The sequence below is a fragment of the Sphingobacterium sp. UBA5670 genome (genome assembly GCF_002420705.1).
Taxonomy (GTDB): domain Bacteria; phylum Bacteroidota; class Bacteroidia; order Sphingobacteriales; family Sphingobacteriaceae; genus Sphingobacterium.
The window spans coordinates 212,450-234,795 of the sequence record NZ_DIIM01000016.1 but is presented as its reverse complement, the minus strand read 5'-3'; the positions used below and the strand labels follow the sequence as shown (position 1 = coordinate 234,795).

The 22,346-nt window shown below is 38.4% G+C and carries 22 protein-coding genes; 10 read left to right on the top strand and 12 right to left on the bottom strand.

Going from position 1 to position 22,346, the window contains the following annotated elements; genetic code table 11:
• The first annotated feature begins 100 nt into the window (after nucleotides 1–100).
• Entirely contained in the window at nucleotides 101–991 is an 891-nt protein-coding gene (locus tag B3C94_RS13885; protein ID WP_293904634.1) for an SIR2 family protein, read from the top strand.
• A gap of 111 nt (nucleotides 992–1,102) precedes the next feature.
• Here B3C94_RS13885 and B3C94_RS13880 read toward each other — a convergent pair whose 3' ends face one another.
• Together B3C94_RS13880 and B3C94_RS13875 are read right to left on the bottom strand one after the other, a co-directional pair.
• On the bottom strand, nucleotides 1,103–2,263 hold the full coding sequence (locus B3C94_RS13880) for an FAD-dependent oxidoreductase (protein WP_293904632.1): 1,161 nt from the start codon (nucleotides 2,261–2,263) through the stop codon (nucleotides 1,103–1,105).
• A gap of 28 nt (nucleotides 2,264–2,291) precedes the next feature.
• Entirely contained in the window at nucleotides 2,292–3,050 is a 759-nt protein-coding gene (locus B3C94_RS13875) for a helix-turn-helix domain-containing protein (protein ID WP_293904630.1), read from the bottom strand.
• Nucleotides 3,051–3,325: 275 nt separating this feature from the next.
• Between B3C94_RS13875 and B3C94_RS13870 the strand changes: the two genes are divergently transcribed.
• Nucleotides 3,326–4,552 (top strand): hypothetical protein, encoded by a 1,227-nt coding sequence (locus B3C94_RS13870; protein ID WP_293904628.1) that lies wholly within the window; start codon nucleotides 3,326–3,328, stop codon nucleotides 4,550–4,552.
• A gap of 415 nt (nucleotides 4,553–4,967) precedes the next feature.
• Nucleotides 4,968–5,549, top strand: coding sequence for a GDP-mannose pyrophosphatase NudK (nudK, locus tag B3C94_RS13865; protein WP_293904626.1), 582 nt, complete (start codon nucleotides 4,968–4,970; stop codon nucleotides 5,547–5,549).
• Nucleotides 5,550–5,570: 21 nt separating this feature from the next.
• Here the strand turns inward: nudK and B3C94_RS13860 are convergent, their stop codons facing one another.
• The 7 genes from B3C94_RS13860 to B3C94_RS13830 form a co-directional block, all read right to left on the bottom strand.
• Nucleotides 5,571–5,999 (bottom strand): hypothetical protein, encoded by a 429-nt coding sequence (locus tag B3C94_RS13860; RefSeq protein WP_293904624.1) that lies wholly within the window; start codon nucleotides 5,997–5,999, stop codon nucleotides 5,571–5,573.
• Nucleotides 6,000–6,081: 82 nt separating this feature from the next.
• Nucleotides 6,082–6,345 (bottom strand): Ada metal-binding domain-containing protein, encoded by a 264-nt coding sequence (locus B3C94_RS13855; protein ID WP_293904622.1) that lies wholly within the window; start codon nucleotides 6,343–6,345, stop codon nucleotides 6,082–6,084.
• An 8-nt stretch (nucleotides 6,346–6,353) separates the two neighbouring features.
• A complete protein-coding gene (locus tag B3C94_RS13850; RefSeq protein ID WP_293904620.1) occupies nucleotides 6,354–7,067 on the bottom strand; it encodes a 2OG-Fe(II) oxygenase in 714 nt (237 codons plus the stop codon).
• 145 nt (nucleotides 7,068–7,212) lie between these two features.
• Nucleotides 7,213–7,644, bottom strand: coding sequence for a MarR family winged helix-turn-helix transcriptional regulator (locus B3C94_RS13845; protein WP_293904618.1), 432 nt, complete (start codon nucleotides 7,642–7,644; stop codon nucleotides 7,213–7,215).
• A gap of 48 nt (nucleotides 7,645–7,692) precedes the next feature.
• Complete coding sequence (locus B3C94_RS13840; RefSeq protein WP_293904616.1) at nucleotides 7,693–8,328, bottom strand: nitroreductase family protein; 636 nt, start codon at nucleotides 8,326–8,328, stop codon at nucleotides 7,693–7,695.
• A gap of 13 nt (nucleotides 8,329–8,341) precedes the next feature.
• Nucleotides 8,342–8,710 (bottom strand): DUF1304 domain-containing protein, encoded by a 369-nt coding sequence (locus tag B3C94_RS13835; RefSeq protein WP_293904614.1) that lies wholly within the window; start codon nucleotides 8,708–8,710, stop codon nucleotides 8,342–8,344.
• A 3-nt stretch (nucleotides 8,711–8,713) separates the two neighbouring features.
• Nucleotides 8,714–9,139, bottom strand: a complete 426-nt coding sequence (locus B3C94_RS13830; RefSeq protein ID WP_293904612.1) for an organic hydroperoxide resistance protein — start codon at nucleotides 9,137–9,139, stop codon at nucleotides 8,714–8,716.
• A gap of 140 nt (nucleotides 9,140–9,279) precedes the next feature.
• Here B3C94_RS13830 and B3C94_RS13825 point away from each other — a divergent pair, with 140 nt between their 5' ends.
• The 7 genes from B3C94_RS13825 to B3C94_RS13795 all read left to right on the top strand — a co-directional run bounded on the left by B3C94_RS13825 (nucleotide 9,280) and on the right by B3C94_RS13795 (nucleotide 15,426).
• A complete protein-coding gene (locus B3C94_RS13825; protein ID WP_293904610.1) occupies nucleotides 9,280–10,194 on the top strand; it encodes a helix-turn-helix domain-containing protein in 915 nt (304 codons plus the stop codon).
• A 92-nt stretch (nucleotides 10,195–10,286) separates the two neighbouring features.
• Nucleotides 10,287–11,048 carry an SDR family NAD(P)-dependent oxidoreductase gene (locus B3C94_RS13820; RefSeq protein ID WP_293904608.1) on the top strand — a complete coding sequence of 254 codons (762 nt, stop codon included), beginning with the start codon at nucleotides 10,287–10,289 and terminating at the stop codon, nucleotides 11,046–11,048.
• A 196-nt stretch (nucleotides 11,049–11,244) separates the two neighbouring features.
• Nucleotides 11,245–11,973: a metallophosphoesterase family protein gene (locus B3C94_RS13815; protein WP_293904606.1), complete on the top strand. Its 729-nt coding sequence runs from the start codon at nucleotides 11,245–11,247 to the stop codon at nucleotides 11,971–11,973.
• Between the two features lie 271 nt (nucleotides 11,974–12,244).
• A complete protein-coding gene (locus B3C94_RS13810; protein ID WP_293904604.1) occupies nucleotides 12,245–12,811 on the top strand; it encodes a Crp/Fnr family transcriptional regulator in 567 nt (188 codons plus the stop codon).
• 58 nt (nucleotides 12,812–12,869) lie between these two features.
• Nucleotides 12,870–13,451, top strand: coding sequence for an NAD(P)H-dependent oxidoreductase (locus B3C94_RS13805; RefSeq protein ID WP_293904602.1), 582 nt, complete (start codon nucleotides 12,870–12,872; stop codon nucleotides 13,449–13,451).
• Nucleotides 13,452–13,572: 121 nt separating this feature from the next.
• Nucleotides 13,573–14,847 carry an adenylosuccinate synthase gene (locus B3C94_RS13800; protein WP_293904600.1) on the top strand — a complete coding sequence of 425 codons (1,275 nt, stop codon included), beginning with the start codon at nucleotides 13,573–13,575 and terminating at the stop codon, nucleotides 14,845–14,847.
• Nucleotides 14,848–14,859: 12 nt separating this feature from the next.
• Nucleotides 14,860–15,426, top strand: a complete 567-nt coding sequence (locus B3C94_RS13795) for a Crp/Fnr family transcriptional regulator (protein ID WP_293904598.1) — start codon at nucleotides 14,860–14,862, stop codon at nucleotides 15,424–15,426.
• 113 nt (nucleotides 15,427–15,539) lie between these two features.
• On the opposite strand, the gene B3C94_RS13790 is transcribed toward B3C94_RS13795, so the two are convergent.
• The 3 genes from B3C94_RS13790 to B3C94_RS13780 all read right to left on the bottom strand — a co-directional run bounded on the left by B3C94_RS13790 (nucleotide 15,540) and on the right by B3C94_RS13780 (nucleotide 21,870).
• Entirely contained in the window at nucleotides 15,540–16,775 is a 1,236-nt protein-coding gene (locus B3C94_RS13790) for a porin (RefSeq protein ID WP_293904596.1), read from the bottom strand.
• A 302-nt stretch (nucleotides 16,776–17,077) separates the two neighbouring features.
• Nucleotides 17,078–18,613 (bottom strand): RagB/SusD family nutrient uptake outer membrane protein, encoded by a 1,536-nt coding sequence (locus B3C94_RS13785; protein WP_293904594.1) that lies wholly within the window; start codon nucleotides 18,611–18,613, stop codon nucleotides 17,078–17,080.
• Between the two features lie 11 nt (nucleotides 18,614–18,624).
• Nucleotides 18,625–21,870 (bottom strand): SusC/RagA family TonB-linked outer membrane protein, encoded by a 3,246-nt coding sequence (locus tag B3C94_RS13780; RefSeq protein ID WP_293904592.1) that lies wholly within the window; start codon nucleotides 21,868–21,870, stop codon nucleotides 18,625–18,627.
• Nucleotides 21,871–22,346 lie beyond the last annotated feature (476 nt).

The window sequence follows — 22,346 nt, the reverse complement described above, 5'->3', positions numbered from 1 at the left end:
ATAAGTCCTTCAAGATTTTTTATTAAATTAGTGTGGGATAGATTGTGATTGTTCAACATTGCCGGAAAATTTTTAGACAGGACTCTTGATTTATAGAAAAATGACCAAGTTTACTTTATTCGTTGGAAACGATATAAATAATATTTCACCGGGAATAAGCTGGAGCGATTTGCTCCACAATATCAAATCGAAATATAACGTCAGTTCATTAGAAAATGGGCAGAAACCTTTCCCCATGCTGTATGAAGAAATATTTCTTAATGCAATTAAAGAAAAGCATATCAATGAGAGAGAACTAAAAAGTTATATATCGGATTGTGTTTCACAGATCAACCAAAATGAAATACACCAGTTAATTCGGGATGTTCCGACCGAAAATATCATTACCACAAATTATGAATTTAGTTTGGAAGGGAAAGCAGCGACTACAAATACCGGTCTAATCCGAGAAACTACCTATAGTGTATTTCGAAGACACGAAAGCGACAACAAAGCCTACTGGCATATACATGGAGACTGTCTAAACCCATCGTCCATTAACCTTGGCTATGAACATTATTGTGGTCAGCTGCAAAAAATGAGAGACTATGTCGTTAATGGTACAAATTACAGTTCGGAAACTGTTTATAGAGCCCCATTGATGAAAAGGTTAAGCCAGCAAAAGGACACCAAGCTTCAATCATGGATTGATCTATTTTTCACGCAGGATATCCACATATTTGGCCTTTCGCTTGATTTCGTAGAGATAGACCTTTGGTGGCTCCTTACTTATCGTGCAAGAAATAAATATTACAAACGAAGTAGCTTTATTGTCAATCAATTATTTTATTACACAACCAAAAAATGGCATGAACTTTCCAAGGACAAGATGCAACTGCTTCAGGCAAATGATGTTGAAATCGTTGTTATTGATGAAGCCGATAAAACTAAATACTACAAAAAAGTACTTACTGCAATAAAGAAGAGGTACCGATTATCCAATGAAGCATAAATTAAACGACTGGCTTATCATAAATCCTTATTATGCTTTTTAACAACATGCCTTTAACAGAAAGCAAAACTGTCTTTTTATCATATTTAAAGCAACAACTTTTTAGGCCCACTAACCTTCTGCCGGTTGGCTAAAGAAATTCAACATCTCTGATAAAGCTGTTGTCGAATGCATCCGATCGCCGTTTTCCAATGTATCTTTTGTTGCTTTAGCACCACGTTTTATCATATCTTTTTCAAAATAAGATATGGCTTCCAGTAGCGTTCCATGTTTTCCATTTGTCAGGCATTCAGCTAGCTCAAATGCATCTTGCATTGCTACATTGGCACCCTCACCGGCAAATGGCGGCATACGATGAGCTGCATCTCCTATCATCGTAAGACTAGCTTGGGTTTCCCAGTTTTGGTCGAGCGGAAAATAATACTGTGGCCGGGGTATAAATTGAACACTATCATTGGTAAAAAATTCCTCCCATCCCAGGCCCCAACCTGAAAAGTACTTCCTGAACCAATGTAAGACCTGTTTTCTATCCTGAAAATCACGAATAGATTCGCTAAGTTGATTTTCTAGCATTTTTGTACTTGCAACAAACATGATCGAACCATCCTCCTTGGTACCGTATCCGATAAACTGTTCTCCGCCAAAAGCCATAATCTTCCCTCCCTTCGTCAATTCGAAAAGATTTGGCACATTTTTTTGAGCCTCATAGATATTCCCTTCAATCAACGTTATTCCAGAATATAAAGGTTTTATATCGCTTAGATAAGGACGGACCCGTGAATTAGCACCATCCGCCGCAATAACAAGATCTGCATAAGCATCCGGTGTATGCTTAAAATGCAACAGCCAGCCCTCTCCAGATTTTTCCATCGCAACAAATTGACTGTCCCAAACGACAGTCTCCTCTTTCAGGGAATTTAACAGGATAGCTCGCAATGGAGCCCGATCTATTTCCGGTCGATTTTCGGCAACTGATGCATGTTCATCGTGATCATCAAATTTTACGACAAGTTGCTTGTCAACGATACGCAGCTTGCTGGCATTGGGCCGATAATGTTTATAAAATTCTTCTAAAAGACCAGCACGTTTCATTGCCTCAAGTCCAGTCCCTTCGTGGAGATCCAAAGTTGAGCCCTGAACACGAACGTTTCGATTTAGATCCCGCTCGTAAACAGAAACCTCGGCACCATTTAACTGTAGCAAACGAGCCAAAGTCAATCCCCCAATCCCCCCTCCAACTATGGCTATTTTCTTATTTTGTATTAACATCATTTTTATCTTAAAAACTTATAAAACAAAATTATGATGATGTTAAGGAGGATAATAGTATAAATCGGTCGTTTTTGTTTTTAAACAGTTCTTTGGGAACAACTCCTGAAAATCTTTTGATCTCTTTAATAAAATGAGTCTGATCAAAAAAATGCTCCTCGGGGAAAAGCTTTCCTTGAGCAATATGATCCAATGAGGATCTAAAACGTAGAATGCTACAATATGACTTTAAGGAAAGTCCAAATCGTTGATTAAAATATCGATTGACCTGCCTGCTGTTCCAAAAAACCTTTTCGGAAAGTTCTGCGACGGAAACAGTTCCATTACTCTTGTAGATAAGCTCAAATAATTTTCGCTTACGTTCATCGACCGCAACTGGAAGAAGTGATTTGATTTTTCTTTCAGATTTAACAATAAACTGATCAAAGTCCACTAAATCCTGCTCGCAAAAACCCCAAAAATCCTTTGACAGAAATTTTCCCGTATTGATAATACCGGCTATATCTTCCTTTAAAAGGTATTCTACAGCAAGCAATTTAAAACTGATACAAAATATCTGGCCATCAATAGGAATAGAAGCCTCTTCATGAGGCAATGTCCCTAAGCCAAGTAGAATAACCCGGAAATCATCAACCGACGACTTAAAAAGAAACAAATCGACACGCCCGTCTGGTAACCCGACAGTGTCCTTTATCTTTCCTGATTCATTGCGTAAATACCAAAAGCTGTCCACAAAATCTGTGAGTGCTTTATCAGGTTTAACCAATGCGTAATGTAGACCATCTTCCATTCGTAGCTACTGCTAACATGCTTATTTTATTGAACATTTACATTCAATACCGTAAAATTAACAATTAAATTCTAGGATTATCTTTAACACGCAAATTCATGCGAACCTCTTTACAAATTCCACAAAAACAAATATTTATAGCAATTAACATATTTTTTCAAATCGATTTTGAGAAACAAAAAAAATAGATCATTTTTGCTGTCATTAGCTAAGATTAACAGAAAAAGTAAGGCCGTAACGAATTACCATTCGCATTTTATTTTTATTGATTCCATATGTCATTTCAAAGAATTACCTATTTCTTTTTGGGAATATTATTGTTTATTGGTTGTAAAAGAGACATACATCCGGGCATTGTACCTTCAGATCCAGAAATTATCGAAAAGGAAAAATTACCTATTCCAGCAGGTTTTACCAATGACCTTGGTTCTATAAAAATCAATACGATTGCCAATGCAAATCAGCCAGGAGAAGAACTGCCTGCTTTGATACGAGACATTTCTGGCAATAGTGCAAGTTATTGCCATCCTGATGTAGAATATTTTCCTGCCGGATTCAATGGATACAAATATTGGATGGTATTTACCCCTTATTTTGGAATAATAGGCTCCGATAGAACAGCTTCCCTGTATGAAAACCCGACTGTAGTAGTATCTAACGATGGAAAAGAATGGATTACTCCGGCGGGATTAATAAACCCAATTCAACAGCGCCCAGCATTGGAGGATTCATTCGTCCAAAAAGATGGCAGCCCCAATCAAGGTTACTGGTCTGATGTAGACTGGAATTTCAATGGCCAAGAATTCGAATTATACTACAGAGGTTGTTTTTTCTCAAGCAAAATTTTGAAAAAATGGGGCGCCAAAAGCGAAAACAACAGTAGAAAATTAAACGAAGAAGCTGAACGGGTCGTTGTAAGACAAACGTCGAAAAATGGGATTAATTGGACACCTCTCGAACTCGTATATAATAGTAATGAGCCAGCTTCATTCCAGGACAATCATATCCTCTCTCCTACCTTTGTTAGAAATTCTACACATGTAACGAGCTATGAAGTGGATTTTACCCCAACATACAAGGCTCCCATAATGACTAATATTTTATCCCGTAGCTCTACTAATGGACTAGATTTCACACCTTATCGAAATAGTAAAAAAATTGAATTTATCAATAAACCCTGGCTTGAATTTAACAAGGGATATTCAACCTGGCACTTGCAGGGATCTTACATTGACGGGTACTATTTTCTATGTCTGGCTATTGGGAATGTAGATCGATTTACCTCAGATATGAATTATTTGGCCTATTCAAAAGACGGCTTACATTTTCGCGTCTTTGAAAAACCTTTAGCTTCATCCAATGTATACCGTTCTTCTGTATTTCCGAAGACCTCTACTTCAAAAAACATCGAATTTGGGGCAGTAATTGGGTATAAATCAGGAGCCTTTGGTTATAGGGAATTCACTATCAGCAAACAGGTACTGGAGGATGGTTTAAAATAAACGTAAAGCCCAACAGTGAAGCCAGAAATTACATTTTTTATTTTAAAGCACTATGTATTATGATTTCCGACCTAATTGACATCATAGTTGAAGGCACTTTTTTCATTCTTGGACGAGGTTCTGGTAAGGAACGTCCAGAGAAAGAAAAAATAATTTCAAACTGGTGTTTCTATTTGGCCCTCATTATCGCTTTTATCATCACTTTGACTTATTTTGATCGAATGCCGATGAATTACTTTATCTGGATAGCCCTATTCTGCTTGCCCACGGGGTTTATTCTATTTTTCATACCTCTCCGTCTTCACTGGATAGCGCCATGGAAAATAGCAACGTATATTAAGGTTTCTTTTACTTTTTCATGTATAGTCTGGATCGCAATACTTATTTTTATCTTTTGACCTTAAACATCCACAAAATGGCAATAAAAAATATTGAAATTGTAAAAACAGAAATTCTATCAGATAATTGGTACACATTAAAAAAATTAACCTATCAATATACCATACCAGATGGAACAATTCAGCAACAAAGCCGGGAAGCCTATGACCGCGGTAATGGAGCTGCCATCCTGCTTTATAACACAACATCCCAGACAGTAATATTAACTAGGCAATTTCGGATCCCCACTTACATAAACGGTAATGAATCCGGCATGCTAATAGAAGCTTGTGCCGGTTTGTTAGATCAGGATTCACCACAGGACTGTATCCGTAGAGAGACAGAAGAAGAAACGGGTTACCAAATCAAGGAAGCAAAAAAAATATTTGAAGCCTACATGTCTCCAGGGTCGGTGACTGAAATCCTACATTTTTTTATCGCAGAATACACCAACAATATGAAAGTGAGCGATGGCGGAGGATTAGAAGAAGAGGAAGAGCATATTGAAATTCTTGAACTCAATATCCAGGACGCTTTACAGATGATTGATACAGGTGAAATCAAAGATGGAAAGACTATTATGCTATTACAATATATTAGATTGAAAAATATTATGTAAATCGGAGCAATAGACTTGTCTTTAACGATCAATCTCTGCAAAAATAAACTTCGGATCCCGGAAATTGATAGTAGACGGTATAAAATGGGGAATCCCCATATACACTTGCTCTGTACCCGTACCCAAAATATATTGAGACCCTTTTTTTAATAAAACCAAGGGTCTTCTTTTTTTCTGCCCCCAGCCGAATGGCGTATAATAATAATCCCCAATTAGCGTATCTTTTTGGATATTGCCCCGAATATCGCCAGAATCAACCTCACCTCCAGGTCTATAGAACCACAATTTTCCGTGAAAACGGCTCTCGAAAAGACTAAGGTCCAAACGGGCACTATCACGTTTACTCTGAGCAACATAAGTCAAAGCCGTTGTATCCTGCCTCCGCTCTTCACAGCTGATCAATAGCAAAACAGACAAAATAAAATAAACAGCAATCGAAAGTAAACGCATTTCTCTTTTGATCCGAAAATTAACTTTGGCCAAGATAAACACAAAAATCAACAAAGCACAACGAAATTGCGATAAGCCTCTTTTATTGAATTCGATTTACTCCCTTATTTGCTACTTTCCATTTCACATAATCGGCTTTCAAGCAATGCCCACAAGGACGGTAGTGATGTTTTATCGCATCTTGTTCCGAAGTAAAAAAGACTCTGTTATTCCGCTTCATCCGCTTGCCTGATGTGCAATGAAGCAATCCATAAATTCTCAACTTTTCATTTCCGCCAAAGCAAATTTCTCCACGGCGAATCTTAGCATGCAATAAAGCATCTGTTATATTTTTGTGCCATTCCATTGTTTTATCTATTTCTCAGCGTCATGAAAAATTATACCCAAAGCATGTCGCTCCCCTGATGTGACCTCACTCACTCCATGCTTCATATTAATCCTGAAATATCCCATACGCCCCTTCTCCGGTCTAAAATTTGTCGCAAAAAGAACGAGCTCTCCCTTTTTAGGTTTTAGAACAATTGCTTTTGATTGTGCTCTTGGAATTTGTTGTGTTAATACAAACTCTCCGCCGGTGAAATCGAATTCGGGTTCATCCAACATCAGAACAACCTGCATTGGAAAATAGACTTCTCCATATAAGTCCTGATGCAACGTATTGAAGCCCCCTTGTGTATATTTCAAAATCAATACCGTTGCCTGCTCTTGACCGTGGCGCCGACAATGCGTCAAAAACTCTTCATGTTTTGGAGGAAACGATAGTTTTATTCCCAATGCCCGAAACCAGGCGTTCGCAATAATTGCCAAATAAGGATAAAATTCCGATCGAATGGTTTGGATCAAGTCGGGCAAGGGATAATCAAAATATTTATACTCTCCTAATCCAAATCGATGTTTCGCCATAATAACAGTTTTACGATAGCCACCTGAATCACCATACCCCTTTTTTAATAAATCACATTGCGAATCTGTAAGTAACTTTGGAATGATCGTATAACCCTGGGTATGCATTGTTTCTGTAATCGCAGCCCAGTCCAGGTCTCTTATTTTTTGAATGATATTTTCCATTCAGCGAATCTCCGCATTACAGTGCTGCAAAAAAATCCGAAACATGCTAATGTAATATGAACAGCTAGAGGCGAACTTTCAAAAAAAGGATCGAATACAGTTCATCTGCATTCGATCCTTTTTTATATTCATATAATACAAACAGCTAACTTTCTCCAGCATTTTTAACGATCTTCTCTGCCAAAGCCTTAAGCTGAGCCATATCCGCATAGTCGAGCTTTAATGCCTCAAAAATCTGCATCGGGATACAGCTCGCCTTTTCTTTCAATGCAGTTCCCTGTTCGGTTAACTTTATTTTCACAACCCTTTCATCTTCTTTGCTCCGTGTCCTAGTAAGCAAAGATTTGCTCTCCAAGCGCTTCAAAAGCGGTGTAAGTGTTCCATTATCCAAATATAGTTTCCCACCAAGTTGATTTACCGTTTGCTCATCGTTTTCCCATAAAGCCATCATCGTGATATACTGCGGATAGGTCAAATCAATCTCTTCAAGAATAGCACGATAGCGCTGCATAATTTCCCGATGCAATACATACACGGAAAAACAGAGCTGTTTGTCTAATTTTAATAAATCATCCATTTCGCAAATATATTGAGTTTTATTAGGGATTGAAAAGCTGTATACTGTTTATTTATACTCCACAACAAATTCTTCCTTGGGAACTCGAACTTTCTTCATTGTGGAAATCCAGTCACGAGAAGCATCTGCCACACCGACATACATCAACGAAACACTTTTCAATCCATGCTTTTCCAATTGTAATACCTCATCTACCACACGGTTATCGAAGCCCTCAGCAGGAGTAGAATCGACGCGAAGCTCTGCGGCCTGAGCCAGGGCCAGACCTAAAGCAATGTAGGTCTGTCTTGCGGTATGTGCAAAGTTTCGTTCAGCAGCCTCGTTCAGGTAAATCGATTTCAACTTCTCGGTATAGGATCCAAAACGTCCCCGGGGTAGATCGCGTTCATCTGTTGTGAAATCATAAACTTTATCAATACGCTCTTCCGTATAACGATCCCATGCCGCAAAAACCAATACATGCGAACATTCACGCATACATTCGGGATTCAGCGCTCCCTTTGCCAATTCCTCTTTTAATTTTTGGTTTTCTACAACCAATATTTTAAATGGTTGCAAGCCTGAAGAAGTGGGTGCAAAGCGCGCCGCCTCAACGATTTTATCTATATTTTCCTGACTAACTTTTTTTGTTGGATCATATGCTTTTACAGCATGACGCCATTTTAAATCTTCTATTAATGACATGTTGATAATAAATTTATTTAAAAAAAATAACAGATAATAATGCCAGCAATGCTGGAACCCCTTGTACAAAAAATATTTTTTTACTTGCAGTAATTCCGCCAAAAATACCGGCAACAAGCACGCAGCCTAGAAAGAACAAACGAACGTTATCACTCCAGACTGGATCGCTAATAAAAAAAGACCAAGTTAAACCTGCGACCAAAAAGCCATTATAAAGCCCTTGATTTGCGGCAAGCCCCTTTGTCGGTTTAAATAGCTCAGCGGAAAGGGCCTTTCCAAAACTACGTTTTCCAGCAGTTTCCCAAGCAAACATTTCCATCCATACGATGTATAGATGTTCTAAAAGTACAAGTGCCGTAAGCACGTTGGCAACATAATTCATATATTATTCGTTTGTTGATACACTCAGTTTGACTTCCATATTTCCTCTTGTTGCATTTGAGTAAGGGCAAACTTGGTGTGCTTTCTCGATTAATTGCTGCGCTAATTCCAAACTTACCCCAGGAATATTTGCATGTAATTCTGCCGCAAGCCCAAATCCGCCATTCTCTAGCTGACCTATGCTCACTCTTGCCGTCACCGAAGTCTCTCCAGTTTTCACCTTCTCGGTTCTAATCACTAAATTCAGGGCGCTATCAAAACAAGCTGCATATCCCGCAGCAAAAAGCATCTCTGGATTGGCATAATCGTCATTCGCTCCACCAAGACCTTTCGGCATGCGGACCGCCAGATCCAATACACCATTTTCACTTTTTACTTGACCATTTCGTCCTCCTTTAGCCGTAGCACCGATATTATATAACGTTTTCATATTTAATTTGTTTTTTATTGTACAAATGTATAGCTGAAAATTATATTGTGCAAAATATAATATGACAATTTACATTAAAATGAAAATTGCCAGGATGCAAAATATTTTCCATAAGTTTGATTATCGCAAATCGTTATTTTATGAATACAACTTCAATCGAACAGTTCTATCAGCAGATTAATGCAAGTATTCCAAAGCAAATAGCCCAAGAAATTGGTCATTTTAATGTTTTCAGTTATGAGGAACTAGCAAAAAAAATGAAAGATAAGCCGGTCATGCCTTATAACAAGCGTACTTACTACAAAATCAGCCTAATCACAGGAAAAAACACAGCCGAGTATGCTGACAAAGTAATCGAAATAGATGAATCTGCGCTTGTATTTGCTACCCCAAAAGTTCCTTATCACTGGATACCGAAGGATGAGCATCAAAAAGGTTATTTTTGTGTTTTCACCGATGAATTCCTTACTCGAAATAAAAGTGGAGCTGTGATAGACGATCTCCCTATCTTTCAACCGGGAGGACTTCCGATTTTTCAACTATCGATAGAACAACGAATGGAAATTGAAGATATCTTCCTGAAAATGAACAAGGAGCTATCTTCTGAGTATGCGTTTAAATACGACCTTTTGCGCAATTATGTATTGGAAATCATCCACTATGGACAAAAATTACAACCGAAAAGTATCACAAACCCAGCGTACAATGCTTCCAACAGAATTACGTCACTATTTGTAGAGCTACTAGAAAGACAATTTCCAATTGAATCACCGATGCAGCGGGTACAGTTGCGTACAGCAAATGATTTTGCTGACCGGCTTGCCATCCATGTCAACCACTTAAATAAAACCCTGAAAGAAAATACAGGTAAAACGACAAGTCACATTATCGCTGCAAGGGTAACACAGGAAGCTAAGATTTTATTACGGCAAACCGACTGGAATATATCCGAAATCGCCTATTCACTTGGTTTTGAAGAAATAGCACATTTCTCCAATTTTTTCAAAAAACAGACCAGTCTTGCACCAAACAATTTTCGTTCCCAAACGTTATAATTTGAATTTCGCAATTATTCATTTGCTTTTTGCAAGGAAAGATTTATTTTTTCAATGGATCTTTGTCATGTTAAATTTAAAACAAATCAGAAATGGCTACAAATAAAATAGCGTTGGTGACTGGAGGAAGTCGCGGGTTGGGTAGAAACATGGCAATTAGCCTCGCAAAAAAAGGGATTGACGTCATGCTCACCTACAATAGTAATCAGAGTGAAGCAGATCAGGTTGTTGCTCATATAAAGTCTTTAGGACAACATGCTGCAGCCTTTCAATTCGATGCAGGTAATGTATCGTCCTTTGATAACTTCTTAGAACGAGTTACCCATCATTTGAGAGAACAGACAGGGCAGTCCAATTTCGATTTCCTAATCAATAATGCTGGAACAGCATTATATGCTCCTTTTGTGGAAACGACCGAAGAACAATTTGATACTGCTTATAACATTCACTATAAAGGAGTATTTTTTCTCACACAAAAAACACTTCCTCATTTAAATGATGGAGGACGCATTATTAATATTTCCTCCGGCCTAGCTCGCTTTGCCTTTCCGGGATCATCGGCCTACGGCTCTATGAAAGGAGCAATTGAGGTCTTAACAAGGTATCTAGCCAAAGAACTGGGCCCACGTGGCATTGGAGCAAATGTAGTTGCTCCAGGCGCAATGGAGACAGACTTTGGAGGTGGTCATGTACGGGATAACAAAGAAACGAATGCGCATATCGCCAGTGTAACAGCTTTAGGACGTGCTGGAGTACCTGACGATATCGGCGGTGTCGTAGCTTTCCTATGTACAGAAGAAGCCAGATGGATCAATGGGCAACGCATCGAAGTATCCGGAGGAATGAACCTTTAAATAACAGATGAATTGAATGGGCTCATGTATAAGGCCGAAGCAAGAAAACATGAGCCCATATAAAATACTATTTCGATGGTTCCCGCCAGCTTATGTTCATAATAACGATTGAATATAATAGCAGTCTCATTTTCTCATTAAAACAACAAACGACACGATTAATTCGCATAGTGAATTATTAAGTTTGTAGTGTAAAATGAAGATACAACTCGCCATAATAAGTGATATCCATGCCAATATAATTGCATTGGATGCGGTTTTAGCAGATATCAGTAAGAGAGGGATAACACAGATCTACTGTTTAGGTGATCTCGTTGATTTTGCCCCTTGGGGCAATGAAGTAATAGCCCGTATACAGGAAAAAAACATCCTATGCCTTTTGGGCAACCACGACCAAAGAATTGCTTTTGATGAAGCGATTATCCCTTTGCCGCACCATGATGTGCAGGAGACCTTAAATCGTGAAATAGCGATCAACCTCAGTAAAGAGGAAATCTCCGCTCCTCATAAAAAATGGTTGGCCACTTTACCCTATAATATTGAACTGACGTTTAAAACAGGAAAGAGCTTAAGAAAAATACTGCTCGTACACGCGAGTCTTCAAAGTAACGATGAATATATTCATCAATCTACTCCTAAGGCCGATTTATCCGCTCACTTAAAGAAAAAAACAATAGACATTCTCGTGATGGGACATACCCATCATTCCTATATCCAGCAATCGGAAGATATTTTGTTTGTCAATTGTGGTTCTGTCGGACGCAGCAAGGAAAAAGATAGAAAAGCGACCTATTCCATCATAACACTTTCTAAAGAGGGGATGGAAGCCCAAATCGTTAAGGTAGATTATCCAATAACTGAGGTTGCTAAGGCTATTTACAGCAGCGATATTCCTGATTTCTATGGTGATTTTCTAATCAAATAGATAAAAAACGCATAAGTCGATCGATGATCAGGATCGCTCAGATAACATCAGGTTCCTATTCTTAAAGTGAGAATAGGGAATTGTATGTAAATTGGACGTAGGAAATCAATAAAATTCCCTTGAGGCGATTGATCATTCAATCGGAATAAATAGATGCGCAATAGAACTGCTTATTTTTAATCATTAGCCGGTATAAGATATTGATCTTTTGAAGCTGGCCCTATTGGATTTATCTTGCATTAATACCGCAATTTAGTTAAGTTTGGAAGACATGATAGCAGCATATTTTCGGTCTTTGCGTCTATTCGAGGAAGAAGAGATCAATGAAATTATTCAGCTTTTTGAATACAAGAAGCTGAATAAAAACGATTTTTTTGTCAAAGAAAATCAACCTTGTCATGAAGTAGCATTTATACAATCGGGTATCTTTCGCTCCTATTATAGCAGTGCAGACAAGGAAGATATCACCTATTGTTTCCGCTTTCCCAATACCTGGATAGCAGCGTACTCTTCTTTTATCACAGGAGGACCAAGCACCGAGACTATGCAGGCCATTACTTCCGCTGAGCTTTGGACCATCAAAAAGCACTCAATTGACAAACTTGCTACAGACAGTTTAAAATGGACAAAGTATCTTAAAATGGTTGCTGAGGAACAATATCTTGAACTTGAAAAACGTGTATTCCAATTGCAAAAAGAAACCGCTTCCCAACGGTATGCAAATTTGCTCAAAAATCACCCCGAGTTTATCCAACAGCTTCCATTACAATACCTCGCCTCCTATTTGGGCATTACCCAACGTCACCTAAGCCGTATCCGCAGCGAAATTTCTTTTTAGACATTTGTCCTGTAAAAGGAGGTTGGCCTATTCTATTTTTGTGATGTAAAACAACATCATGCAGAAAAAAATACTTATCATCAACGGCCACCCGAATCGGGAATCCTTCAATTTTGGGGTTGCAAATGCTTATCAAGAAGGCGCAATAGCCTCCGGAGCTGAGGTGCGGACAATTCATATCATCGATCTCAAGTTCAACCCTAACCTTCAATTTGGTTATCGTAAAAGGACAGAACTCGAACCCGATCTACTTCTTGCCTGGGAAGACATAAAGTGGGCCGATCATTTAGTTTGGGTACATCCTGTTTGGTGGGGTGGACTTCCTGCACTAATGAAAGGCTTTATCGATAGACTTTTTTTACCGGGGTTTGCTTTTCAATATCGGGAAAATTCTCTTCTTTGGGATAAATTACTGAAGGGAAAATCTGCCCGGATCATTACAACACTCGATCAACCCAGTTGGTATTATACACTGGTTTACGGTAAACCCAGCGTTAACCAACTAAAGAGATCGACACTGCTATTTTGTGGAATATCGCCAGTGAAAGTTACTTATATCGGCATTATCAAAACCTCAGATCCTATTAAACGAGATAAGTGGCTACAAAAAGTAAAACAGCTGGGACACAAACAAGCTTAAACTCAATCGATATGCCTCAAGGGTACTTCACAAAAATATCAAGCTTCACTTTTTGCCAAATGACAATTGCCCCCAACTTCTCAAACCCTAGCTTTGGATATAAATTCAAGACAAAAGCAATATGGACATTTTAATTGGGCTCCAATGGGGAGATGAGGGCAAAGGAAAATTTATCGATCTGATCGGGCGCGACTATGACATTATCGCGCGATTCAACGGTGGAGCAAATGCCGGACATAGTATCTATTATCAAGACAAAAAGATTACCCTAAAACTGCTTCCTTCGGGGATTTTTTCTCCCCACATCAAAAACATCATTGGTACCGGCGTAGTCATTGATCCCCTGTCCCTGAAAACAGAAATTGAAGAACTAGCGCAAATTATCCCGGAACAAGATCTCGTAAATAGAATTTTGATATCCCAAAAAGCACATCTTGTATTACCCACTCACCGGTATTGGGATATCTATATGGAAGAGTCTGCACTATATCGGACGATAGGAACGACCAAGAATGGCATTGCCCCGAGTTATTCCGATAAAATAAGACGACAGAATCTACGCGTGGAGGATATATATTCCGACAATTTTAAGGATGACGTATATCAAATTTTAAATCGTCAATACAATGAACTGCAGCATTTGGGACAGGAAATGCCAGCCTTAGAAGAGCTTTATCACAATTTTATGCTAGGATGTATTTTCCTCAAAAAGATACAGATTACAGACACTGAAATCTTTCTGAATAAAGCGCTTCGAAATGGGCAAAAAGTATTGGCGGAAGGAGCTCAGGCAACATTACTCGACATCGATCATGGTAGTTATCCCTATGTTACCTCTTCCAACACCCTTGCCTCCGCAGCCTGCGTGAGTCTAGGCATATCACCGAAGCTTGTGGATAAAATATACGGCGTGACAAAAGCCTATTGCACCCGCGTGGGTCACGGCGTCTTCCCAACAGAGATAACAGGCCAAACTGCCAGCGATTTGCGTGAAAAAGGAGGCGAATTTGGTTCCAATACCAAACGTCCTCGTCGCATAGGCTGGCTCGATCTGCCTGCATTGAAATATGCCATCATGTTGAATGGAGTTACTCATCTTGTATTGACTAAAGCGGACATTCTAAATGCAATGACCGAGATTCCTATTTGTACCCATTACGAAACAAAGGGTGAGAAGATTGCTTTAGCATTGCCTGCATCCAGGGATCAAGAAATTAAGCCTGTCTGGAAATATTTGAGCGGATGGAATACAGTGCTGACGAATGTGAGTCAGGCAAAAAATCTTCCAGAAGCCTTAGCAACATTCATCACGTTTCTCGAAGCAGAACTAGAGGTTCCCATAAAGTACCTTTCAACAGGCCCTCAACGGGAAGAATTGATTAACTTAGCTATATAATATAAAAGTAAAATGGAGCAATTGCTGGAATACATCCGAAAATTTGGACAGCTCGATCTGCGGGAAGAGAATCTCATCCGACAGGCATTTGAAAAAAAAAGCATTCCAAAGGCAAGCTATTTTGTCGCCTGCGGTAAAGTAAACAATAGCATTGCTTTTGTGGAATCGGGGGTATTCCGTTCGCTTTATTACAATAGTAAAGGCGACGATTTTACACGTTATTTTATCTATGAAGGTCGTTTTATTGGCGATCTTCAGAGCTTCTTGGATCGAACACCTTCGAATGACTATATAGAGTCCCTGACAGACACTGAAATCTGGAGTTTGGACTTTGATAACTTCGCCCTGCTGGAAAAAGAAATTAAAGTTTGGCCACTGTTGATGGCCAAACTTTATGGTTTTGTTGTTGAAAGCAAACTAAAAACCGCGAATACCATGTTGAACCTCGACGCCAAAGAACGGTATCTGCTCTTCTTGAAACTCTATCCCGGCTTGGCCAATCGCGTTCCTTTAGCGATGTTAGCCTCCTATTTAGGTATCACCGCATCTTCACTGAGCCGTATTCGAAAAAACATCTAAGTGTTGAGCGTTATCTAAATCAAATCGCAAAAAACTTATGCATTAGTCAAACTAAATGCCTGTTCTTCCACTCAACTCTGTCCATTCTGAAAAAATAATGGTCCAAATCCGATTTACCAACGATAAAGCAGTCTTGTTGTGAAAACATTATCTTTCAGATCCGCCGAAAAGTTTGGTAAACTTGTCTTTTCATTTGTTACATGTTCATTATATACGGTCAGTTTTATCCTATTATTGACCTGATATGCAAGACCATAACCCAATGTACTGAACTTAACATCACCATCGGCCGTAAAATTATCAGACATGCCAATCGTCATGCCACTTGCTTTCGTATTGGGATCATAGACATCATACGCTAACAGCGCAGTTATACCAGTCTTCGCAATCTCTTGCGTAAACCAAAGATAATATCCGCTAAATTTCCGCTGATAGAGATCTGTGGTAGGTTGCGTTGTGAAACTTCTACTGGCATATGGTCCTTTAATATCGACACCGCCGGCAACCCCAGGCTGGTCTCCTGCGACATATTCTGTTTTGAAACTGGATGTCCCGAAGCTATTATCAAACTCGACCTGTAAGTTTGCTCCATAATAATTTCGGCCAATTGCCTTACCTTCATTCTCATCACTGGTATGTGCTGTATACCCATTGCTATTGGGTGTATAAAAGGTTTTCGTATCATTACGTACCGAACCTTTATAAAATGAGCCACCAAATCCCAAATGAAGTTTTTTATCGGCGAGGCTATCAAATTTAAAAGCGAGATTACCGATTAGATCTTTTTTTGAATCATAGTCTTTAGCGGAATGCCCACTACCATTCACAAGCGCCAAGTCTAAGTTTAAGAACTTCACTTTACCGCCAGGGTGGTAACTTACCATCCCTCCCAGATCACGTTCGCGTGGCATCAGCGTTTGGAATACACGTGCTCTTTCCGGGAAATCACGATAGCCTGATGAATACACAATAGAATATCCAAAAGGCCTATTAAAGAGCCCGGCTGTTAAACTGAGCCCCTTTTGGCTTGGATGACGTAATTGAATAAACGCATCCATAAGTTGTACTCCGTCCTGCGTTGCATCCAGTTGAAAGACAATACTGGAATAGGTATCTACACGGTCAATCTTAAGGCGCCCCCTACGGATCATAAATCTGTTATCCGAATTCTTTGAAAAATCACCGCCCGAAAAAGAAGTAATTCCTGGCGACTGTGCTTTTTGAAACTGTGTCTGAAGGTACCCCGTAATTTTGATATCATGTGGATCGTAGCTGGAAGGCGCATTATTATTTTGCGCAATCGCTGCAACAGGACTTATCAGAGCTAAGAGTAAAAGTGCTTTTTTCATGAGAATTTTGAATAAATTATCTTTTTCGCTTGTGATGACACGATATTAGTAGAATCATTTTTCCTTCTTCTATCTCATCATCTTTTCAATGGCGTAAAAATAGATTCTCAATATTAAGTTAATATTAATAAATTGTTAGTCTATTAATTTATATACATAAAATTAATGATTTGGTAATATATCTTAAAGGCTATAGATTAAACAAACACACTCCACATGATTTGCAATGGAAATATCACAAAAACAAAATGGCCGATACAGATTGTACCGGCCATTTTATCCTATTGATTTTATACTTAGAATTATTCCAATCCCTTATTATAATCGCTTTCGCGAAGCGGGATAGACCAAGTCCACTTGTTTTTATCTTGAGGATTAATTGTAACAGCTAAAGATGTAAGGAAATTACCGCCGTTTGCGTTATTTCTTCTCACAATAGTATCTCCCCAACGTTTCATATCAAACCAATCGAATCCTTCGCCCCATAGTTCAACCGCGCGATAAAGTTTAATTTCATTAAGTAGATCTGTCCCTGTTTTTGTACAAACATATTTCACATCTCTTCCTGAAGTTGCGTTTAATGCGTTAAGAACACCTTGAACTTCGCTTGCCGCTTTATTTTGGAAAAATTTAGCTTCAGCTTCAATAAGATACATCTCAGAAGCCCTAAAGTGATTTAAGTTTCCAACACCCGGTAGATCATTCGCTTTAAACTTAAAGTTCATGTAAGCGTAAGGCACTGCATTAGACTGTAAATCTGGAAAGGTAGCAAAAGCCCTAGCCTTCATCGTCGCTCCGGCCAATCCCGTAGCTGCGGTGTACGCTTCGCCTTTTGGATCTAAGAAAAGATCTCTTCTAATATCTGTTGAAGGAATTTTATCGAACAATTCTCTACTGATACATTTAGGCGTCGTTCTAACAGCACTTGCTGACGAATTATAAGCAATATACGATTGAAATGAATAGAAGTATAACGTTTCATCAGACGCACCGTAGCTACTCCAAATCCACTCTCTATTTGGATTTGCAAAGCCACTTTTATACTCTGCATTATTCATCAGTTCATAATTAGCCCGCGCCAAAACAGCATATTTTTCAGCATTGACATAATCCTGTTTATTCAAAGCTGCTCGGGCATAAACCGCATAAGCAACATCTTTGTTTACTTCGTAATTTTTATTTGCATTACGAACTAATTTTGAAGATTCATACAATGAAATGGCATCGTTTAAATCCGTATAGATCAAATCATAAGTCTGGCCCAAGGTAGATAAAGGCATATCTCCAGTTGACACATCTTTTCTTAAAACCAATCCATTTGTCTGCCCATTATTTGAATCACTCCATCTATTGCCATAGATCTGAGCCAGCATCATATAACTGTAAGCACGGTAAGTCAATGCTTGCGCTTTTATAAATTGTTTGTCGGCCAAGTTTCCTTCCGCAGCATCAATATTTTCGACAATTTGATTTGCGTTACCAATGATCTTGTAGTAATAAAACCAAGGATAATACAAATAAATACTTGTTAAGTTTTGGTTATAATTTGCATTAATAATGTCTGCCCAGCCGCTTAAGTTCACAAAAAAATTGTTTCCAGGATAATTTCCGTAATACATTTTAATTGTTCCCTCTCCATTAAATCCTTGGCTACCTAAATACTGTTGGGTCATCATTTTTGCCAAACCATTAACGGCTACTTCAGCATTTTTTGTCGTTTCAAATACTTTAGAAAGCTCAACGGAATCTGTAGGGCTTGTATTTAAATAGTCTTTTTTGCAAGAAGAAACAAGAATCATTCCTGCTAACAATACTTTTATATATTTATTATTTTTCATTGTTTGATTTCTTATAATCCAATTTTTACACCAAAAGAAATTGTACGTGGAGTAACCCAAGCATTTGTGCTGGTACCATTCCATTGTTGTTGTGGGTTCATTCCTTTACGTTTTGTCATTGTCGACAAGTTTTCAATTCCAGCAACAACTCTCACGGAAGACAAATCTATTTTACTAACCAACGTTTTTGGCAAACTATAACCCACCGCTATATTCTTGATAACCAAATATGATCCGTCAACTAAGAAACGGTCGCTAGTAGCATAATTATTCATACTACTTTGAGAAAAGTTAATCGCAGGAATGCCATTGACATCCAATCTATCTGCCGAGGATGCTGTCATTCCATCAGGGATACCGTTCCATGAGTTCATAATATCCGCATGCAACGCACTTGGTGTACCGGACATGGCCATCAAACCAGCATATGAAGAATCGTATACTTTACCACCGATCGCATAGGTAAACAAAGCAGAGAAGCTAAAGTTTTTATACTCAAAGCTTGTGTTGAAACTTCCATTCATTTTAGGAATAACCGATCCGGACCAGTCCCTTAGACCATAGCTAGAAGCATTAGTTACGTAGTATTTTCCATTAATTTCAACAAGTTCCGCTGTAGGGATTTCCGCTTTTCCTGGTGCAGAACCATTCACATTAAAACGTTCTGTATCTGCCAGGTAAAGCGAACGACCAGTCATCTGATCTACACCCGCATACTTAAACAACCAAAAATCATAACGGCTACCGCCTTCAACCCATTTGAAATTACCAGTTACAATTCCGTTCTCCCTATTCTCCTCAGGTAATGATAATATTTTATTCGTCAACCAGGTTGCATTCGCACCAACATTCCATTTCCATCCGTCACCTTTCAAAACGTCTACATCAAAAGTTAACTCGAAGCCCCTATTTGACATTGAACCAATATTCCTTGTTACTGTTGAAACTGCACTCGAAGATGAAGTTGCTCCAGCAGACAATGGTAGATTAAAATCAAAAATCAAGTTTTGAGACTGCTTGTTAAAGTATTCAAAGCTTAAATTTGCTCGTTTAAATAATCGGGCTTCTACTGCCGCAGAGAATGAACTCGAGGTTTCCCAAATTAAATCAGGTGAAGGGTTTTGGTTTTTAAAGACCGCCCCTGCATTCGCATTTTGGCTTAACTCATATAACGATAAATAAGAATACTTACTTGCACTTTCATCATTACCTACTTCACCGTAAGATGCTCGCACCTTCAAATCATTAACGGTATTCAGCATATCTTTAAAGAAATCTTCTTTAGATACGCTCCAGCTACCGCCTAAAGACCAGAAATTACCCCAACGGTTTGCCGGGCTGAATCGAGATGAACCATCTCTTCTAAACGACGCCTCTGCAAAATATTTACCAGCGTAATTATAACGAGCACGAGACAAGAAACTTTCTACACGATAATCTTCCTGATAATCATACAGCGATGTAATTTTGGTAAAATTTACCATATCAGTTTGGCCTTCAAAAATTTCATCTGTTTTATAGCCATATAGATAACTCCAGTTGTCAGAATAATTCTCATGTCCTGCCAATAAGTCCAGATGGTGTAAGCCAAAATCTTTGTTCCAAGTCAATAACTGTTGAACCGTATAGTTTTTATAGCGATAGATATTCCTAGCCGCTCTACCCTGGCCGGCACCATCACCTATTATTGCGTTATTATACGTACGACGTTCTGAATTGCGAAGATTTAAATCGCCGTTTAAAGTCAATGTAAAATCTTTCAGAAACTTGAATTCAAGAAAGCCTCTACCATTTACTGTATTACGAACTGTTTGGTCTCTGTTTAATTCATTTTCCCAAATGGTATGTCTTCCGACATATTGCAATCTTGTAGATTCGCCGTTATCATACTGTATTTTTCCGGCCTCGTCCAATGCATAAGATCCGTCTGCGTTATGCAAATGAATTGGATAGATTGGCGCTATCGATCTGGCATAGTTATACGGATTAACAAATGAACCTGCATCGTCAGTAGAACCACTAATTTGATTTGAGATCTGATGTGAACCTGCTAAATTGAAGCCATATTTGAACCAATCTTTAGCTTGAAGTTCGGCATTTAATCGTCCAGTAAATCTTTTTAGACCAGAATTTTTAATATATCCTTTCTCGTCCAAGTAACCTGTGGAATAAAAAACTTTGGCCTTATCGGTTGCTGTTGTACCATCAATATTATAATTTTGACGGTGTCCCACGCGATCTACCTCTTTAAACCAATCCAAATCGTCTGCATATCCACTTTTTATTTGAGCATCAGAAACAAGCTTTCCATTGGAATCAAATAGTTTATCATCAGCCTTATCATAGATATTTAATTTCAAATAATTGCTCACTAAAGATTTGGTTGCTTCATCATTTGCAGATGCAACTGTTGGATAGGATGCCGAATTGTTAGTCAATAAGCTATTTCGATAACCCAACCACATGGCTTCCATAAATTGTCTATCATTCACGCGATCGTATTCAGCAATACCTCTCGAGTAGAAACCTTGATCTGTTGAGATATTAACCTGAGAGCGGCCAGCCTTTCCTTTCTTGGTGGTAATAATAATCACCCCATTACTAGCCCTACTTCCATAGAGCGCAGAAGATGAAGCGTCTTTTAACACTGAAATACTTTCCACATCGTTGGGGTTAATATCAGAAATATTACCACCAAAAGGTACACCATCCACGACATAAAGTGGGTTGTTAGAACCATTTAGTGATGAAAATCCCCGAATTCGTATACTAGGTTCTGCACCTGGCATACCAGAAGTATTGTTCAGTTGAATACCAGCAGCAGAGCCTTCTAAAGCTGCAAATGCATTGGTAACCGGTCTCTTTTCGATATCTTTCGCTGAGACTGAGGTTACGGATCCTGTTACAGACTCTTTCTTAGCAGTACCATAAGCGACTACGACAACCTCATCTAATGCTGTATTCTGATCCTCTAGTGACACGTTGAATAATGACTGTCCATCTTTAACGATTATAGTCTTATCAGAATGACCGACATACCTGAAAACCATCACTTTACCAACAGGAACTGATAAAGAATATTTTCCATTTGCATCTGTTTGAGTAGCAATGTTTGACCCTTGAACAGCAATTGTCACACCGACTAATGGTTTACCATCAGCGCCAGTTACACGACCGCTTACTTTCTTCTCTTGCGCAAAAGCAACAGAAGAAAGGATCATACTCCCCACGAAAAAACTGAGTAGTTTGTGTTTCATATGTTTATGTTTGTTTAATAGTAAGTAGTTTATCTAACTAAAAAAGATAAAAGCGCCAAAAGGATCTTTTAATATATGTTTTTCTAAAAATGATGAGTCTATTAGACTAATACAGTTAGTGTGCAAAACCAGACATGAAATGTTAAGGTTTTGTTAAAAGCAAAGATAAAACAATCTTTTAAAGATGCAACAAGAAGTTAGAAATAGAATTAAAAAACTGGAAAACAAACGATATAAATCATAGTATTTCACACAAAAAATAACACACAAAAAACACTAAATACCAAACAATTACACAAACAACACACCTTAATATGAAAAAATAAATATTTTTTTTCATGAAGCAACAACAAATACTGCAATATTTTGTATTTTTCATCATAAAACTACCATTACAATCGATAACAATAAAAAAAAACACATAACTACTATCAAAAAGACAAAACAATAGTTCAAAACAATCAAAGGCAAATAAA

Excerpts from the sequence above, each read along its gene's own strand:
- nudK (WP_293904626.1), top strand. The coding sequence starts at position 4,968 with ATGGCAATAAAAAATATTGAAATTGTAAAAACAGAAATTCTATCAGAT.
- B3C94_RS13800 (WP_293904600.1), top strand. The coding sequence starts at position 13,573 with ATGGACATTTTAATTGGGCTCCAATGGGGAGATGAGGGCAAAGGAAAA.
- B3C94_RS13815 (WP_293904606.1), top strand. The coding sequence starts at position 11,245 with ATGAAGATACAACTCGCCATAATAAGTGATATCCATGCCAATATAATT.
- B3C94_RS13795 (WP_293904598.1), top strand. The coding sequence starts at position 14,860 with ATGGAGCAATTGCTGGAATACATCCGAAAATTTGGACAGCTCGATCTG.
- B3C94_RS13875 (WP_293904630.1), bottom strand. The coding sequence starts at position 3,050 with ATGGAAGATGGTCTACATTACGCATTGGTTAAACCTGATAAAGCACTC.
- B3C94_RS13825 (WP_293904610.1), top strand. The coding sequence starts at position 9,280 with ATGAATACAACTTCAATCGAACAGTTCTATCAGCAGATTAATGCAAGT.
- B3C94_RS13880 (WP_293904632.1), bottom strand. The coding sequence starts at position 2,263 with ATGATGTTAATACAAAATAAGAAAATAGCCATAGTTGGAGGGGGGATT.
- B3C94_RS13785 (WP_293904594.1), bottom strand. The coding sequence starts at position 18,613 with ATGAAAAATAATAAATATATAAAAGTATTGTTAGCAGGAATGATTCTT.
- B3C94_RS13850 (WP_293904620.1), bottom strand. The coding sequence starts at position 7,067 with ATGGAAAATATCATTCAAAAAATAAGAGACCTGGACTGGGCTGCGATT.
- B3C94_RS13870 (WP_293904628.1), top strand. The coding sequence starts at position 3,326 with ATGTCATTTCAAAGAATTACCTATTTCTTTTTGGGAATATTATTGTTT.
- B3C94_RS13840 (WP_293904616.1), bottom strand. The coding sequence starts at position 8,328 with ATGTCATTAATAGAAGATTTAAAATGGCGTCATGCTGTAAAAGCATAT.
- B3C94_RS13820 (WP_293904608.1), top strand. The coding sequence starts at position 10,287 with ATGGCTACAAATAAAATAGCGTTGGTGACTGGAGGAAGTCGCGGGTTG.
- B3C94_RS13805 (WP_293904602.1), top strand. The coding sequence starts at position 12,870 with ATGCAGAAAAAAATACTTATCATCAACGGCCACCCGAATCGGGAATCC.
- B3C94_RS13835 (WP_293904614.1), bottom strand. The coding sequence starts at position 8,710 with ATGAATTATGTTGCCAACGTGCTTACGGCACTTGTACTTTTAGAACAT.
- B3C94_RS13810 (WP_293904604.1), top strand. The coding sequence starts at position 12,245 with ATGATAGCAGCATATTTTCGGTCTTTGCGTCTATTCGAGGAAGAAGAG.
- B3C94_RS13885 (WP_293904634.1), top strand. The coding sequence starts at position 101 with ATGACCAAGTTTACTTTATTCGTTGGAAACGATATAAATAATATTTCA.
- B3C94_RS13860 (WP_293904624.1), bottom strand. The coding sequence starts at position 5,999 with ATGCGTTTACTTTCGATTGCTGTTTATTTTATTTTGTCTGTTTTGCTA.
- B3C94_RS13830 (WP_293904612.1), bottom strand. The coding sequence starts at position 9,139 with ATGAAAACGTTATATAATATCGGTGCTACGGCTAAAGGAGGACGAAAT.
- B3C94_RS13790 (WP_293904596.1), bottom strand. The coding sequence starts at position 16,775 with ATGAAAAAAGCACTTTTACTCTTAGCTCTGATAAGTCCTGTTGCAGCG.
- B3C94_RS13855 (WP_293904622.1), bottom strand. The coding sequence starts at position 6,345 with ATGGAATGGCACAAAAATATAACAGATGCTTTATTGCATGCTAAGATT.
- B3C94_RS13780 (WP_293904592.1), bottom strand. The coding sequence starts at position 21,870 with ATGAAACACAAACTACTCAGTTTTTTCGTGGGGAGTATGATCCTTTCT.
- B3C94_RS13845 (WP_293904618.1), bottom strand. The coding sequence starts at position 7,644 with ATGGATGATTTATTAAAATTAGACAAACAGCTCTGTTTTTCCGTGTAT.